The sequence below is a fragment of the Olleya sp. HaHaR_3_96 genome, assembly GCF_019278545.1.
Classification (GTDB): Bacteria; Bacteroidota; Bacteroidia; order Flavobacteriales; family Flavobacteriaceae; genus Olleya.
This window is the reverse complement of record NZ_CP058987.1, coordinates 4062549-4076434: the sequence shown is the minus strand read 5'-3', so window position 1 is coordinate 4076434 and position 13886 is coordinate 4062549. Positions and strand designations below refer to the sequence as shown.

12 protein-coding genes and 1 tRNA gene are annotated in these 13886 nt (G+C 32.2%); 8 read left to right on the top strand and 5 right to left on the bottom strand.

What is annotated here, in order from left to right:
- Nucleotides 1-48 precede the first annotated feature (48 nt).
- From H0I26_RS18035 to H0I26_RS18010, 6 genes are all read left to right on the top strand, one after another.
- Nucleotides 49-1356, top strand: coding sequence for a BT_3928 family protein (locus H0I26_RS18035; protein ID WP_218700277.1), 1308 nt, complete (start codon nucleotides 49-51; stop codon nucleotides 1354-1356).
- An 86-nt stretch (nucleotides 1357-1442) separates the two neighbouring features.
- Complete coding sequence (locus H0I26_RS18030) at nucleotides 1443-2519, top strand: ABC transporter permease (RefSeq protein WP_218702114.1); 1077 nt, start codon at nucleotides 1443-1445, stop codon at nucleotides 2517-2519.
- A gap of 11 nt (nucleotides 2520-2530) precedes the next feature.
- Entirely contained in the window at nucleotides 2531-3280 is a 750-nt protein-coding gene (gene tpiA, locus H0I26_RS18025) for a triose-phosphate isomerase (RefSeq protein ID WP_218700276.1), read from the top strand.
- 147 nt (nucleotides 3281-3427) lie between these two features.
- On the top strand, nucleotides 3428-4267 hold the full coding sequence (gene prmA / locus H0I26_RS18020; RefSeq protein WP_218700275.1) for a 50S ribosomal protein L11 methyltransferase: 840 nt from the start codon (nucleotides 3428-3430) through the stop codon (nucleotides 4265-4267).
- A 238-nt stretch (nucleotides 4268-4505) separates the two neighbouring features.
- A complete protein-coding gene (locus tag H0I26_RS18015; RefSeq protein ID WP_218700274.1) occupies nucleotides 4506-5333 on the top strand; it encodes a M57 family metalloprotease in 828 nt (275 codons plus the stop codon).
- Between the two features lie 93 nt (nucleotides 5334-5426).
- Nucleotides 5427-5702 carry an ATP-dependent Clp protease adaptor ClpS gene (locus tag H0I26_RS18010; RefSeq protein WP_101020076.1) on the top strand — a complete coding sequence of 92 codons (276 nt, stop codon included), beginning with the start codon at nucleotides 5427-5429 and terminating at the stop codon, nucleotides 5700-5702.
- 43 nt (nucleotides 5703-5745) lie between these two features.
- Here the strand turns inward: H0I26_RS18010 and H0I26_RS18005 are convergent, their stop codons facing one another.
- The 5 genes from H0I26_RS18005 to H0I26_RS17985 all read right to left on the bottom strand — a co-directional run bounded on the left by H0I26_RS18005 (nucleotide 5746) and on the right by H0I26_RS17985 (nucleotide 9807).
- A complete protein-coding gene (locus H0I26_RS18005; protein ID WP_218700273.1) occupies nucleotides 5746-5949 on the bottom strand; it encodes a DUF2892 domain-containing protein in 204 nt (67 codons plus the stop codon).
- Nucleotides 5950-6026: 77 nt separating this feature from the next.
- Nucleotides 6027-6719 (bottom strand): M50 family metallopeptidase, encoded by a 693-nt coding sequence (locus H0I26_RS18000; protein WP_218700272.1) that lies wholly within the window; start codon nucleotides 6717-6719, stop codon nucleotides 6027-6029.
- A 478-nt stretch (nucleotides 6720-7197) separates the two neighbouring features.
- Nucleotides 7198-9342, bottom strand: a complete 2145-nt coding sequence (locus H0I26_RS17995; RefSeq protein WP_218700271.1) for a TlpA family protein disulfide reductase — start codon at nucleotides 9340-9342, stop codon at nucleotides 7198-7200.
- 175 nt (nucleotides 9343-9517) lie between these two features.
- Nucleotides 9518-9591 (bottom strand) — tRNA-Arg (locus tag H0I26_RS17990).
- Nucleotides 9592-9654: 63 nt separating this feature from the next.
- Nucleotides 9655-9807 carry an SsrA-binding protein gene (locus tag H0I26_RS17985; protein ID WP_136583732.1) on the bottom strand — a complete coding sequence of 51 codons (153 nt, stop codon included), beginning with the start codon at nucleotides 9805-9807 and terminating at the stop codon, nucleotides 9655-9657.
- Nucleotides 9808-10591: 784 nt separating this feature from the next.
- Here H0I26_RS17985 and H0I26_RS17980 point away from each other — a divergent pair.
- Both H0I26_RS17980 and H0I26_RS17975 read left to right on the top strand, forming a co-directional pair.
- Nucleotides 10592-11692, top strand: a complete 1101-nt coding sequence (locus H0I26_RS17980; RefSeq protein WP_218700270.1) for a mechanosensitive ion channel family protein — start codon at nucleotides 10592-10594, stop codon at nucleotides 11690-11692.
- Between the two features lie 148 nt (nucleotides 11693-11840).
- Nucleotides 11841-13820 carry an endonuclease gene (locus tag H0I26_RS17975; protein WP_218700269.1) on the top strand — a complete coding sequence of 660 codons (1980 nt, stop codon included), beginning with the start codon at nucleotides 11841-11843 and terminating at the stop codon, nucleotides 13818-13820.
- Nucleotides 13821-13886 lie beyond the last annotated feature (66 nt).

Sequence of the window (13886 nt, the reverse complement as noted above, 5' to 3'; positions counted from 1 at the left end):
AGAGTGTTTTGGAATTTAGTTGTTGGAATTTGATATTTATATATAGTTATGAAATACATAGTCGGTTTTTTAAGAATATTTGTTGGTATATTTTTTATTATTTCGGGATTTATAAAGCTTAATGATCCTATTGGATTTGCTTTTAAATTAGAGGAGTATTTTGGTCCAACCGTTTTAGATTTACCATTTTTTATTCCTTATGCTTTAGGGATTTCAATAATAGTAGTCGTTTTTGAAGTGCTTTTAGGTATCTTTTTAATTATTGGTTACAAGCCTAAATTTACAATTTGGAGTTTATTATTAATGATTATCTTTTTTACATTTCTAACGTTTTATTCTGCTTATTTTGATAAAGTAAAGGATTGTGGATGCTTTGGTGATGCCATGAAGATGGACCCGTGGGAAAGCTTTGGTAAAGATGTTTTTCTGTTAATTTTAATCCTAATTATTTTCTTTGGAATAAAACACGTCAAACCATTTTTTGGTAAGTTAACCACAACCATACTGTCTTTACTAAGTTTTATAGCGTGTTTAGGATTTGCATACCACGTGTTAATGCATTTACCATCAATAGACTTTAGACCTTTTAAAGTAGGAAACAATATTACAGATAACATGATTGTTCCAGAAGATGCACCACAGCCAGTAATAGAATACACTTGGGTATTTGATGAGAATGGTACGGAAAAGGCATACGTTACAAGCGGATCTTATCCAGAATCTACAGGTCAGTATGTTGGTGTAACTACTGAAACTATATCAGAAGGGTATGAGCCACCAATCCATGATTTTTCAATTGAAAAAGATGGTGAGGACTTTACACAAGATATTTTAACTAGACCACACGTTGTATTGATCGTTAATTATAATCTAGCACTATCAGAAGCGAAAGGTTTAGAAGCTATTAAAATAGCTTCAGATATGGCTATAGCAAATGGTTATGATGTGATTGGTTTAACAGCATCTGGACCTGATAAAGTAGCGGTGGTTAAATCCCAATACAAACTGGATTTTGATTATTATTTTTGCGACGAGACCGCTTTAAAGACAATCATCCGATCTAATCCAGGACTTTTAAAATTAGAAAAAGGAACGATTATCCAAAAAATACATTGGAATGATATTGATCAATTAGCATTACCTAAAGTCGAGCGACCAGCACCTAAAGTAATTGAGGAGGTTGTAGCTTATTTTATTGATGATGCTTTGGTAACTAAAGCAGAAACGGAGGCTTTAGATCCTGAAACTATTGAGAGAATGGATGTGTTTAAAGACAGAACACAATTGGACTCATTAAACATAGACAGCGAGAAGAATATTACTGGTGTGGTCAAAATCACGCTAAAAAAAGAATAACGGCACGGCTAGTGATTTGTGAGGTAATCATAAATTATATCGAGAAGCACACTGTTTTTAACTAAAAACAAAATAAATAATACAATCTGATACCGTATTTACTAAATAAAACCCTGTATGCATTACTCACCTTATTTGGTGTGGTAACTGTTATATTTCTTTTATTTAGTGTCCTTCCAGGAGATCCAGCACAAATGATGTTGGGTCAAAACGAGGATAGTCAGCAATTAGCCATTATTAAAAAAAAGTATGGTTTTGATAAGCCGGTGGCAACGCAGTATTTTTATTATTTAAACGATTTGTCACCACTTTCATTTCATTCTAAAACAGAAGGCGACTATACCTATTTAAGTCAAAATAAATATTCAGCAACACAACTGTTTGCAATAGGTAACACAACTACAGTTATAAAATTTCCGTACTTGCGGGAATCTTTTACCAAACAAGGTAAAAAAGTAAGCCAAGTATTATCAGAGACTTTACCCAATACGTTTGTGTTAGCAGTATCGGCGATACTGATCGCGATCTTTTTAGGTGTTATATTAGGCGTACTTTCAGCATTAAAAAAAGACACGTTTTTAGACAAAATCATTCAGATATTAAGTACTTTAGGGATGAGCGTACCGTCCTTTTTTAGTGCCATATTATTTGCATGGTTATTTGGTTTTGTATTACATAAATATACCAATCTAGAAATGACAGGAAGCCTTTACGAGTTGGATGACTTTGGCGAAAAAATGCACATTAAATGGAAAAATTTAATCCTGCCAGCAATCGTTTTGGGGATTAGACCATTAGCTGTCGTGATACAATTAATGCGTAACTCCTTATTAGAAGTCTTTAATCAAGATTATATCAGGACAGCTAGAGCAAAAGGCTTATCAGAGTTTCAAATCATTAAAAAACACGCCATTAAAAACGCACTAAATCCGGTGGTGACTGCGATCTCAGGTTGGTTTGCAAGTATGCTAGCAGGAGCAGTGTTTGTGGAGTATATTTTTGGATGGAACGGATTAGGAAAAGAAATAGTAAACGCGCTTAACACCTTAGATTTACCTGTAATTATGGGTTCTGTGTTAATTATCGCCTTACTATTCATTATAATTAATATTTTTGTAGATATAATATACACTTGGTTAGATCCAAAAGTTAAATTAGAATAAAACAGAACGTCATGAGAAAAAACATAGTAGCTGGAAACTGGAAAATGAATAATGATTTACCAAAAACAGAAGTATTAATTACTGATTTAAAAAAGCAAACAAAAACATCTAATGCAGAGGTTATGATTGCGCCAACATATACTAACTTATGGCATGCTTTTGAAGCGACAAGACATGATGATATTGAAGTGATTGCACAAAACATGCATTTCGCTGAAAATGGAGCTTATACTGGAGAGGTTAGTGCAGACATGTTAAAAAGTGTCGGTATACAAACCGTAATCTTAGGACACTCAGAGCGTCGTGCATATTTTAATGAAGACGATGCAATTTTAGCTAAAAAAGTAGACCAAGCCTTATCAAAAGACTTACGTGTTATTTTTTGTTTTGGAGAAGAGCTGGCAGATCGTAAAGCAGCAAACCATGAAGCGATAGTGGAAGGACAAATCAAAAATGCTTTGTTTCATTTAGACGCTTCAGCATTCAAAAATATCGTGTTAGCTTATGAGCCTGTATGGGCAATCGGAACAGGAGAAACAGCTAGTCCGGAACAAGCACAAGACATGCATAAATTTATCCGTAAAACATTAAACGACAAATACGGTAGTCAAGTAGCAGAGGACATGAGCATCCTTTACGGAGGGAGTGTAAAACCAACAAATGCCAAAGAGATTTTCTCTAAACCAGACGTAGATGGCGGATTAATTGGTGGAGCAGCCTTAAAAGCTGAAGATTTTTACGCGATCGTAAACGCCTTTTAAATACTAAAAAAAAATCAAAATACTTTGGGCGTTACCACAAGGGTCGCGTCTTCCGTTGTATCTTTTTTTGCCATATATGGCAGCAAAAAAAGGATGCCACTACAACCGCTAACGCAGGCTAATCTGCAAAATACAGTACAAATTAAAATGTCAAATATTATTTACATAGGGTATTACTTTAAAGTGCAACCAATCCAACCAGGAACAGAAATTCTGATAGCGGAATTGGGTTACGCAGGATTTGAAAGCTTTGTAGAAACCGAAGAAGGTGTGACTGCTTACATCCAAAAAGAAGAGTACACAGACACTATTTTGGATGATATCCAAATATTAAAGTCAGACGAGTTTGAAATTACATATACGTTTGATGAAATTGAGCAAACCAATTGGAACGAAGAGTGGGAGAAAAACTTTAATCCAATTGTGGTTGATGATCTGTGTGCCGTACGTGCACCATTTCATGACAAGTTTGATACAGAATATGATATTATCATCGAACCAAAAATGAGTTTTGGAACAGGGCATCATGAAACCACACACATGATGATACAACATATCCTTAAAAATGACTTTAAAGACAAGTCTGTTTTAGATATGGGATGCGGTACAGCTGTTTTAGCGATATTAGCAGAGATGAAAGGTGCAAAACCATTAGATGCTATAGATATTGATAACTGGTGTTACTTAAATAGCTTAGAAAACGTAGAGCGTAACAATTGTAAGCATATTTCTGTTTATGAAGGGGAAGCAGCGCTTTTAAAAGATAAAAAGTACGATACCATTATAGCAAACATTAATCGTAACATCTTATTAAACGACATTGCAACGTATTCAAAATGTCTAGATGCAAAAGGCACCTTGTTTTTAAGTGGCTTTTACCAAGAAGACATCCCAATGATAGAAAAAGAATGTAACGATAACCAACTTGTTTTAAAAGAGACATTAACAAGAAATAATTGGGTTGCACTTAAATTTGAAAAGGAATAAAGAACAGTGTAAAAAGTAATACTATTGAGAATAAAACAAATTTTTAACTTTTTTGTTAATTAAAACATAAATTTACGGTTAAAACCACAATAATCTTCTTTTCTTATCAATTATCTTTGCTGTGATAATTATCTCACATAAGATTAATAGCAAAATTTTTTAAATAAACAATTTTTAAAATTGTGTGAAAAAGTTTACGTAAAGCAAACCATTTAATTAATTTAAAATTCAACCAAAAATGAAGAAAGTTCAATTTATGGCTCTAACTAGCCTATGTTTTATTCTAGGATTACAGTCATGTCAAAAAGATGAAGAAACGATCGTAGAAGAGGAAGTTGCGGTTAAAGAGGTCTCAGCAGAATTACTTGCTAAATTAGCAGATGCACAAATCAATACTAAAGATGTTAAAATAGTAGATTTTATGTTGCCAGATGGTACCACTAAAGAAATGATTGAAGTAGAAGGTGATGTTTTTATGAGTGAAAACGAAATCTTAAATCTTGAATCAGTATCTGCAAGTGATAGAAACTACCGTACTAATAATTTAGTATCTCAAGGAAAAACAATAACTATAATTGGATATACAGGCGGAAGTAATGCATTGTCTACTAAAGAACAAACAGCATTACAATGGGCTGTAAATAATTACAATGCTTTAAGTGGTGTGTCAATTTCTTTTCAATTAACATTTGGAACTGATTATGAGTCAAAAGATATGGTGGTATACCATAATCCAAGTCAGTCAGGAGCAGGAGGATCTGCTGGTTTTCCTAGTAATGGTAACCCACATAAATTTGTTCAGATTTATGGTTTAGACAATTATGATACAAATGTTGTGGAGCATGTTATTACACATGAAATAGGTCACTCAGTTGGATTCAGACACACAGATTGGTTTGATAGAGCTAGTTGTGGTCAAAATCAAAATGAAGGAGCAGGATCAATTGGTGCAATCGATTTAGGTGGAAATAGTCCATCAACATCAATTATGTTAGCTTGTTTTAGTAGTGGAGAAGATGGAGAATTTGGAGTAGATGACATCAGTGCGCTTAATATTATGTACTAATATTAAGTTAAATACAGTAATAAAAGGCTTTTGTGACGACAGAAGCCTTTTTTTATGTCTAATATTTTTTTACTTTTATAAAAAAAAGTACGGATGAGTACAAAAGAGAAAGTACAAGAACAACACGAGGTAGAGACCTTAGAGAAACCAAATAACGAGATTGTTGTGTATAACGATGATGTTAACACCTTTGATCACGTAATAGATAGTTTAATTTATGCTTGTGATCATACGCCAGAACAAGCAGAACAATGTACTATTTTAGTGCATTATAAAGGACAGTGTACGGTTAAAACAGGCTCTTACAAAGAGCTGGAACCCAGATGCACCATGTTGCTAGAAGCAGGATTAAGTGCAGAAATTATTTAAAAAAAAGAGTCTTTATAATTAAAGACTCTTTTTTTTATACTTGTTATTTTCTTTTGCAAGTATTGACTCCCAAAATAGTATAAAGAGGACAGAAATTGATAAAACTAGTGATTAAAAAAACAATAGCTAGTGCCATTAAAACATAGGCTACTGTTCCGCTAATTATATTTAGATAATAAAGTAAGGCTATAATTATAGCTGCTAATACTCTTAAGCTTTTATCCAAAGCTCCCATGTTTTTTTTCATAATAATAGTGTTGATTATTTAAAAGTAAGCATTAGAAATAAAAAAACAGTATATTTTTAAGTGTATTTTGTTCAAATTCAGGCTTTGTATTTTTGTTTTTTGTAGACATAGCGTAAAACAATAAACATAATAATTAATGCAACACACATCCATATAACGCCAACCAATACGCTGGGTAAACCAGTAAGTGCAGCAATTGCATCAGCATCACTGCCAATGTTTGAGTTATCAATTAGATCCCCTTTTATATCTAGTATGACATAAGCACAGGAGATAATGCCTAAAAATTTTAACCATAAGTCATGGAAGAAGTTGCTAAAATATCTAAAAGCAATAAGCATAAAAAGTCCTAAGCCAAAGGTCATTGACGTTCCAAAAAACTCACCGGATTGCAATACAAAGTAGGAGAGTACTACTAATATAATGCCAATGATTAAGGTAATGTATTTATCTTTTTTAGATTTTACAGCTAAAATTAAAATCAAAGCCCCCCAAAATAAACTTCCTAGGTAACCAGCACTTCCCGTCATAAACGAACTCCAGAAACTAGGTGTAATACTGTAAAGACAATAGCCTCCGATTTGTTTGCTAATTTGTATTTCTATTATTTGACCACCAAAGGCAATAGCCATTAAACCGTGGCTCATTTCGTGGAGCATAACGACAAATAACTTAATAGGATAAATCAACAAAGTGTTCCAGAATAATATGACTACTGTAATCAGAATGATTAAATAGATACTTTGATATTTTTTATCTGTTAGAGTCATGTTGTATTATAAGTATTGTCTGTTGCTGGTGTAAATTAATTAAGATTTGGTTTAGAAAGTACTTTAGTTTATATTTTTTTTTGAAAATAGTTGGCAAATAAAAAAATAACCATTTCAAAAAGCTTTGAAATATGCTGGTTTTAGTAGTGGTCTTAATTGGATATCAAAATGCTTTATGTTTTTTTTTTTTTTTTATGATTTGATTCAGATGAGAACGTAATATAAAAGGCACCATTAGTACTAATATTTCAAATTAAATATAGTAGTTGCTAAAGCCTTTTACCAATCCTACAATTAATCAAGTAGTAACGGTAAAACACCAATTACAATTTAGCAACAGTGCAACATAAGAAAAAAATAAGAGGATAAAAAGAACGCCCTAAGGACTTAGGGGGTTCTTTTGTATATATGGAATTTGTCTTAAGTTAATTAGCGATGTGGTTTATCACAAAAAAAGTAATGTGAAAAGTTTCAGAGTCTATTTTTTTGCCAACTCCTCGTTTAAAATCACTTTTAATTCTTCGATAGAAGGGTGTATCAGATTATCGTTAACAACTTCACCTTTTTTATTGATTACCATATAACGAGGAATTCCATTAAAGTTGAATTTGTTTAGTAAGTAGTTCCATTGCTCCTCTGTAAGCCAATAGTGTTCTCCATTTATATCTGCGATGGCTTGTTTCCATGTGTTTTCTGGTGATCTTTTACTTTCGCCCGATATATACAAAAAGACAACATCTTTATCTTTCATTTCTTCTTTAAACGATTGAGTGTTTTTAATGGTTGGGATACAAGTTCCACACCAAGTTGCCCAAAAATCGACATAAATTACTTTGCCTTTAAATTTTTTAATCATGGCTTCAAATAATTCTTCGCCTTCAGCCTTTTCTACTGTATTGATGTTAGAAGTGCTTTTTTCGTGAGTTGCTTTTACTCTTTTAGCGGTAATTGTTAAGTAATCTGAAAGAAAAGGATCTTTAATCTCTTGCTTCGCATTTTCTATATCTGCCTCTGTAAAGTTATTTTCTTCATTAAAAAAATCACCATAAAATCGTCGAAACCTTATAAAATCCATCAAAAAAGTATTCTCTAAATTTAAGCGGTCTTGTATATTATTTTCGATATCCCGAGCAGAATCATTCTCATTTTTAAAACTACTATCAGAAGTTAAGTTATTAGCAACAAAACCAAAATAAGGTGTTGCTAAAAGCCCTAAACGATCATTAAATATATCGCTTGAATAAAAGTCGTAAAATGAAGGTTCAATTTTATAGTCTATAATTACTGTCCCTTCTTTTTCTGGGGGTAAATTTTTAATTTGGTCATTTCTTCTACGTTCATAATCATGAATAGACTTCATTGCAAAAAAATTGTGCGTCATTTTTTTTATTTGGAGGGCTTTACGACTAAAAAAATGTTTTTGATTAAGTTCTTTAAGCGCAGTAAGGTCTTTATCTCTAAGTTTAAGACATGCTTTTTTATAGTCTTCAGGCGACACTGAAATTGTGCTTTCTGCTAGTTCTTTCATTATTTTATTATTAAAAAAAGAATTTATAGATTTCATTTCTGTTAATCCATCATTTAACATGGCGCAATCTCCCATAAAAAGAGGTGTTCCGTCGTTTATAAAATGAAAGGTTTCTTTTCCTTGTTCTACATTAACTTGTTGCTGATTTGTATAAGTAGAACTCACCATGATGAATTGTGGATAATTTGCAGGGAACTTAATTGAAAAACTACCATCGGTTTTAATTTTAACTTTTAGCGGCTCTACTTTTAAAGTAAAAGCGTCATAGATTAAAATACTAACATATGCTTTTTCTTTTACGCGTTCTGTATATCCTTTTATTATACCAGAATAGGTTGTAGAGTCTAATTTTAATAAAGATGCAGACTCGTAAGGTAGGTCGTTTTCTAATTTAAAATTTGGGTTATGTAACTTGGTTAAACTATAGGCAACGAGTTGTTTAGGGGTGGCTCCAAAAGCGACACGACCATTTTTATTAAGTTTTGCATAAACAATTTTTAAGGCTCCTTCTCTTTCTAGTGTAATGGTATATTTTTTTCCTTTATTAGTCACTTTTTTATAGTTCCAAACGGCTCTATCTATTATCGCGTTATTAGTATAAAAACCATAATCCCAAAGGTTACTACCATCCATTCGCATCCAATTACCACGAAGTGCTAAAGGTAGCATAGATGCGTTTTCTTGATCTATAACAATATCATAAGCATATGCATACTCGTCTTCATTGTCGTGGACTTCAACAAAATCTATAGTTTTTACATTAGTCTCTAACTTTGGAAAATATAGGCTATAAAAAAGTTCGCCTGTATCAGAAGCTTTTTTCACTTCGTTAAGTTTTATACCTTCAGATTTTGTGACCAATAACTTTTTGTTACTACCAATAACTTCGATATAACTTTTGTCAGAAATAATAATTTTTCTTTCACGGTAAGACTTTATATGAAAATGTAAAACGGTAGCGGTATCTAATATTTCTATTTTTGTAATTGAGCCAGGAATGCTGATAAGCCCGTATTCGGGGTTTTCTATTGTTTTTTGGGCAAAAGTATTGGTGAATAATACCAATAAAAAAATGGTGATAATATTGTTTTTCATAAATTATAGGTTAGTTGGATAGTTTTCTACCGAAAGGTAATAAAATAGTCTGCTCTAGATGCCTATAACTTTAAAGATTTAATACGCGATGCTATTCCAATTAATTAATAGTGACACATATAAAAATAAAAAATCCGCAACAATCTGATTAACAGTTGTGTGCGGATTTTTTTAGTGACCTCGACTGGATTCAAACCAGTAACCTCTTGAGCCGTAATCAAGTGCGCTATTCAGTTGCGCCACGAGGCCTTTTTTTCGTGGGTGCAAATATATATCTTTTTTATATAAGTATCAAAGTTTTTTTAATAAAATTTAATTTAATGCATTTTTTGTAACAAATAGTTTCCATCCAAAAATAGCCATCTGTAGTTTAGTGGCTTTGCTTAAGTCTAATTTTTGCTTTGTGTAGCTTGGTAATACAAGTTTATTAGCTTTTGCTAGAAACTTGAAAAATGATTGTTTCATACCCTTTAATTTAAATTCAAAATTATTGCTTTAGTTGTTGTTAGCCAAATAGTCTTTAGTGTTTTAAAATAAAATGGTAAAACTTATTCTAGACTAAGTTTTACATTTTATGTTCTAAAGTATAACCGATGTTAAAACGTCGACTATTAGTTTGACTAGTGTTAGCATAATTTTAAAGTTTTAAGGGTTAATAATAACATCCATTTTAGGATTGTTTTTTGAAGATATGTTTTTTCAATAGTATCTACCAAGCAAAATCATGAATATAGATATATTTGACTTTACTTATATAAGCGTATAAACGTAAACGGTTTTAATTATTTTTGATTTCTCTTTATTGAAGTTTCAATATGTAATTATATTTTATAATTATTATTATAAATTGTTATAATTGTAGAGGGTTTTTTGAGAGGTTATTTTTAACCAAGGGAATTTTCATATAATAAAAATGTAAATAAGTAGAATTCATTAATTTCATTTTTAAAATTTATTTTCTTAGCAGAGTCATTCGAGTTTGTTTCTAAGATATTCCACAAAAGCGTAAAATAACAGTGCGTTTCCCACTTGTTTTATAACAAAACTTTAATAGAAGTGTTTTTTAGCTATTCAAACTAGTAGTAAATTTGCAGCTAGAGTAATCACTATAATGAGACATAGTATAATCATCTAAAATAAGGTGAATTAATAGAGTAGAGAGCGAATCCTTTGGTTACCGAATGGTGTTGTGGTTCGTTTATATTCAGTTTTAATCTGCCAAAAAAAAATAGAATAATAAATAGTTGCAATGACAGAATTTTTTCAAGTACATAGACAAGATATTATTTACAGTATTTTTGTTATCGTTATCGTTATTGTTTTACGTGTTTTAACTAACATGTTGCATAAGTGGGTTATAAAGGAAAAGAAAAGGAAGTTTCCGTATGAAAAAGGAAAGTCTACAAACCTGCTTAAAAAGATTCTTAATACACTTTGGATTGTTTTAGGCGTTATAGCGTTAAGTTATCTTTTTGTGGAAAATGATGAAAAAAGTGTTGTTATAAAAGATTTTAAAACAGTCTTGTACCTTGGTCTTGTTTCGGCTATAACTATAATTGTAGCGACGACTGTTAACTTATGGTTTAAATTAGATGTTCAGAAGAGGATAGAAAGTAATCAGGATCCCACAAGTATTAAGTTTTTAAAATCTGTTGTCTTAGTAGCGATTTATTTGTTTGGACTCGTGTTGTGTTTGTTGGCTTTTCCGTCTTTGAAAGGTGTTGCGCAAACAGCAATAGGTGGTGCTGGAGTAGTCGCGCTTATAATTGGTGTCGCTTCTCAGGAAGCACTGTCTAACTTAATTGGTGGTGTTTTTATAATTGTTTTTAAGCCTTTTAAAATCGGGGATACGGTAAAAGTAACAGATACAATGGTTGGTCGCGTGACAGATATAACATTGCGCCATACAGTGATTAGAAATTTTGAAAATAAAATGATTGTAATCCCAAATGCAATCATGAATAAAGAAAAACTAATTAATTATGATTTAGGCGAATTGAAGTGTTGCGAGCGTATTGAAATTGGAATTTCTTACGATAGCGATATTGATTTAGCAAAGAAGATAATGCAGGAAGAGTGCGAAAATCATCCGCTTATTTTTGATAACCGCACAGAGTTGGATATACAGGATGGTAAGCCAGTGGTAAAAACGGCATTAACGGAACTTAATGATTCCTCAATGACAATTCGTGCTTGGGCTTGGGCGCAAAATTATAGTGATAGCTTTCAGCTTAAAATAGATGTTTTAGAAAGTGTTAAGAAGCGGTTTGATAAAGAGGATATCGAAATTCCGTTCCCATACAGAACTATTGTAATGAAAAAAGATAAAAACGAAAAGCAAGTCGTTTAAATTAGTTTTATTACAATTCATTTCTTTAAAGAGAGTGCTTTGACTTTGTTTAGAAATTAAATTTGTAAATTTTGTTAATTATAATTTAATATAGGAACAACAGGACCGCTTGTATCAAGCGCTATATTCGCAAAAAAAAAACATAACGATGAAAAAAATTACTTTATTAGTCTTATTCCTTTTTGCAAGTATGGGGTATTCTCAAACAGTTGTTATAAACGAATTAGATTGCGATACCACTTTTGAAGGTAATAATATAGATAATCACGAATTTATAGAATTACTATCAAGTGTTCCTAATTTTGCTTTAGATGGTTATGTGCTGGTTCTTTTTAATGGCTCTTTTTCTGGAAATGATTCTAGTTATTTTGCTTTAGATTTAGATGGATATGTCACAGATGTCAATGGATTGCTTTTAATTGGTAGTGATTTAGTTTCTCCTTTTCCTCAAATAATTATTCCGCCCAACTTAATACAAAACGGAGCAGATGCAGTTGCTTTGTATTTGGGTGATGATACAGATTTTTTAGAAGGGACTTTAGCAACACAAACGGATTTAGTAGATGCTTTGGTTTATGATACTAGTGATTCTAACGATGCAGAGTTGATGGCATTATTAGGAGTTACAGATCAAATTAATGAAGGGTCCAGTAATAATACAAATTCAATACAGCGTTTTGATGATGGTTTAGGAAATGCTGATAGTATAACATATGTTTCAACAGAGCCAACGCCTAGAGCATTAAATGATGGCAGTGGTATCGTGTTAAATGGCATTTTTACAACAATTACAGAAGGGCAGTTTAATGAAGGTGATACGTTTGCTATAACGTTTACTACAGAACAAAATGTGACTTCTGATTTAACTATTGATTTTACGTTAAATAACGGTGGTTTTGATGCTTCTGATTTTACGGGGAGTACATCGGTTGTTATTCCAGCGGGTCAGAATACGATAACAACGACCATTAGTATAGTAGATGATGTGTTGGATGAAGGTGATGAGGTTTTAAAACTAGCAGTAGCAACATTACCAACAACATATATCGCTTTGAATAATAATTTAGAAACTAGAGTTGTTGATAATGATTTTGTCGTGGCATCTTTTGGAACGCCTTTAAACTCGACTTTTGGTAATGTTATAAGTACACAGCCTGCAGGATATTACGATAGTTTAGATGGATTGTCCGAGGGTGATTTGGAGCAAGCCTTACAAGATATAATTGCAGATCCTACAGTAGTTAGAGCGCAGACATATGCCGATATTATTGATATTTTGGAAGCAGCCGATCAAAATCCTGAGAATAGCAATCAGGTGTGGTTAGTCTATACAGAAGTAGGAAAACCTAAACTAGATTTTCAAACAACCTCAAATAATACAGGGACCTGGAACAGAGAGCACACTTATCCACGCTCTTTAGCAGGTTATGCGAGTATAGATTTAGATGATTTTAGAGATGGAAAAGATGTGTTTTGGACAACTAATGCAGATTCTTTACGTCATGGTAATAGTGATGCACATGCTTTGCGAGCAGCAGACGGTCCTGAAAACAGTGTAAGGAGCAATCAACATTACGGAGAGTACAATGGTCCTTCGGGGACTTTAGGGAGTTTTAAGGGAGATGTTGCACGAAGCGTGTTATATATGCAAATTAGATATAATGGATTAAGTATTGAAAATGGATATCCGACCACATCAGGTCAATTAGGTGATTTAGCGACACTTTTAGAGTGGCATAGAAATGATCCGCCAGATGATTTTGAAATGAATAGGAATAATGTAGTTTACGAATGGCAGTTTAATAGAAATCCGTTTATAGATCAACCAGACTTAGTAGAATATATTTGGGGAGATCAGTTAGGTAACCCATGGAGTCAAGCATTAAGTGTTGTTGGTTTTACAACCGAAACAATAAAAGTGTATCCTAACCCGGCGTCCGATAAATTATATGTGTCTGGTAACAAACCAAGTTATGAGGTTATTGTGTTTTCAGCTGAAGGAAGAGCTGTTTTATCACAAACGATTAGTAATAATAGTTATTTAGATTTAAAATTAGCTAGTGGTCTATATATGGTTACTGTTAAATCGCAAGGAGAAAGCATTACAAAAAAGATTATTATTGAGTAATTACAGTAGTGTATTAAACATTAAAAAAAAAGACCTTCAATTGAAGGTCTTTTTTTTATAGCTTAT

Excerpts from the sequence above, each read along its gene's own strand:
- H0I26_RS18035 (WP_218700277.1), top strand. The coding sequence starts at position 49 with ATGAAATACATAGTCGGTTTTTTAAGAATATTTGTTGGTATATTTTTT.
- tpiA (WP_218700276.1), top strand. The coding sequence starts at position 2,531 with ATGAGAAAAAACATAGTAGCTGGAAACTGGAAAATGAATAATGATTTA.
- prmA (WP_218700275.1), top strand. The coding sequence starts at position 3,428 with ATGTCAAATATTATTTACATAGGGTATTACTTTAAAGTGCAACCAATC.
- H0I26_RS18015 (WP_218700274.1), top strand. The coding sequence starts at position 4,506 with ATGAAGAAAGTTCAATTTATGGCTCTAACTAGCCTATGTTTTATTCTA.
- H0I26_RS18010 (WP_101020076.1), top strand. The coding sequence starts at position 5,427 with ATGAGTACAAAAGAGAAAGTACAAGAACAACACGAGGTAGAGACCTTA.
- H0I26_RS18005 (WP_218700273.1), bottom strand. The coding sequence starts at position 5,949 with ATGAAAAAAAACATGGGAGCTTTGGATAAAAGCTTAAGAGTATTAGCA.
- H0I26_RS18000 (WP_218700272.1), bottom strand. The coding sequence starts at position 6,719 with ATGACTCTAACAGATAAAAAATATCAAAGTATCTATTTAATCATTCTG.
- H0I26_RS17995 (WP_218700271.1), bottom strand. The coding sequence starts at position 9,342 with ATGAAAAACAATATTATCACCATTTTTTTATTGGTATTATTCACCAAT.
- H0I26_RS17985 (WP_136583732.1), bottom strand. The coding sequence starts at position 9,807 with ATGAAACAATCATTTTTCAAGTTTCTAGCAAAAGCTAATAAACTTGTA.
- H0I26_RS17980 (WP_218700270.1), top strand. The coding sequence starts at position 10,592 with ATGACAGAATTTTTTCAAGTACATAGACAAGATATTATTTACAGTATT.
- H0I26_RS17975 (WP_218700269.1), top strand. The coding sequence starts at position 11,841 with ATGAAAAAAATTACTTTATTAGTCTTATTCCTTTTTGCAAGTATGGGG.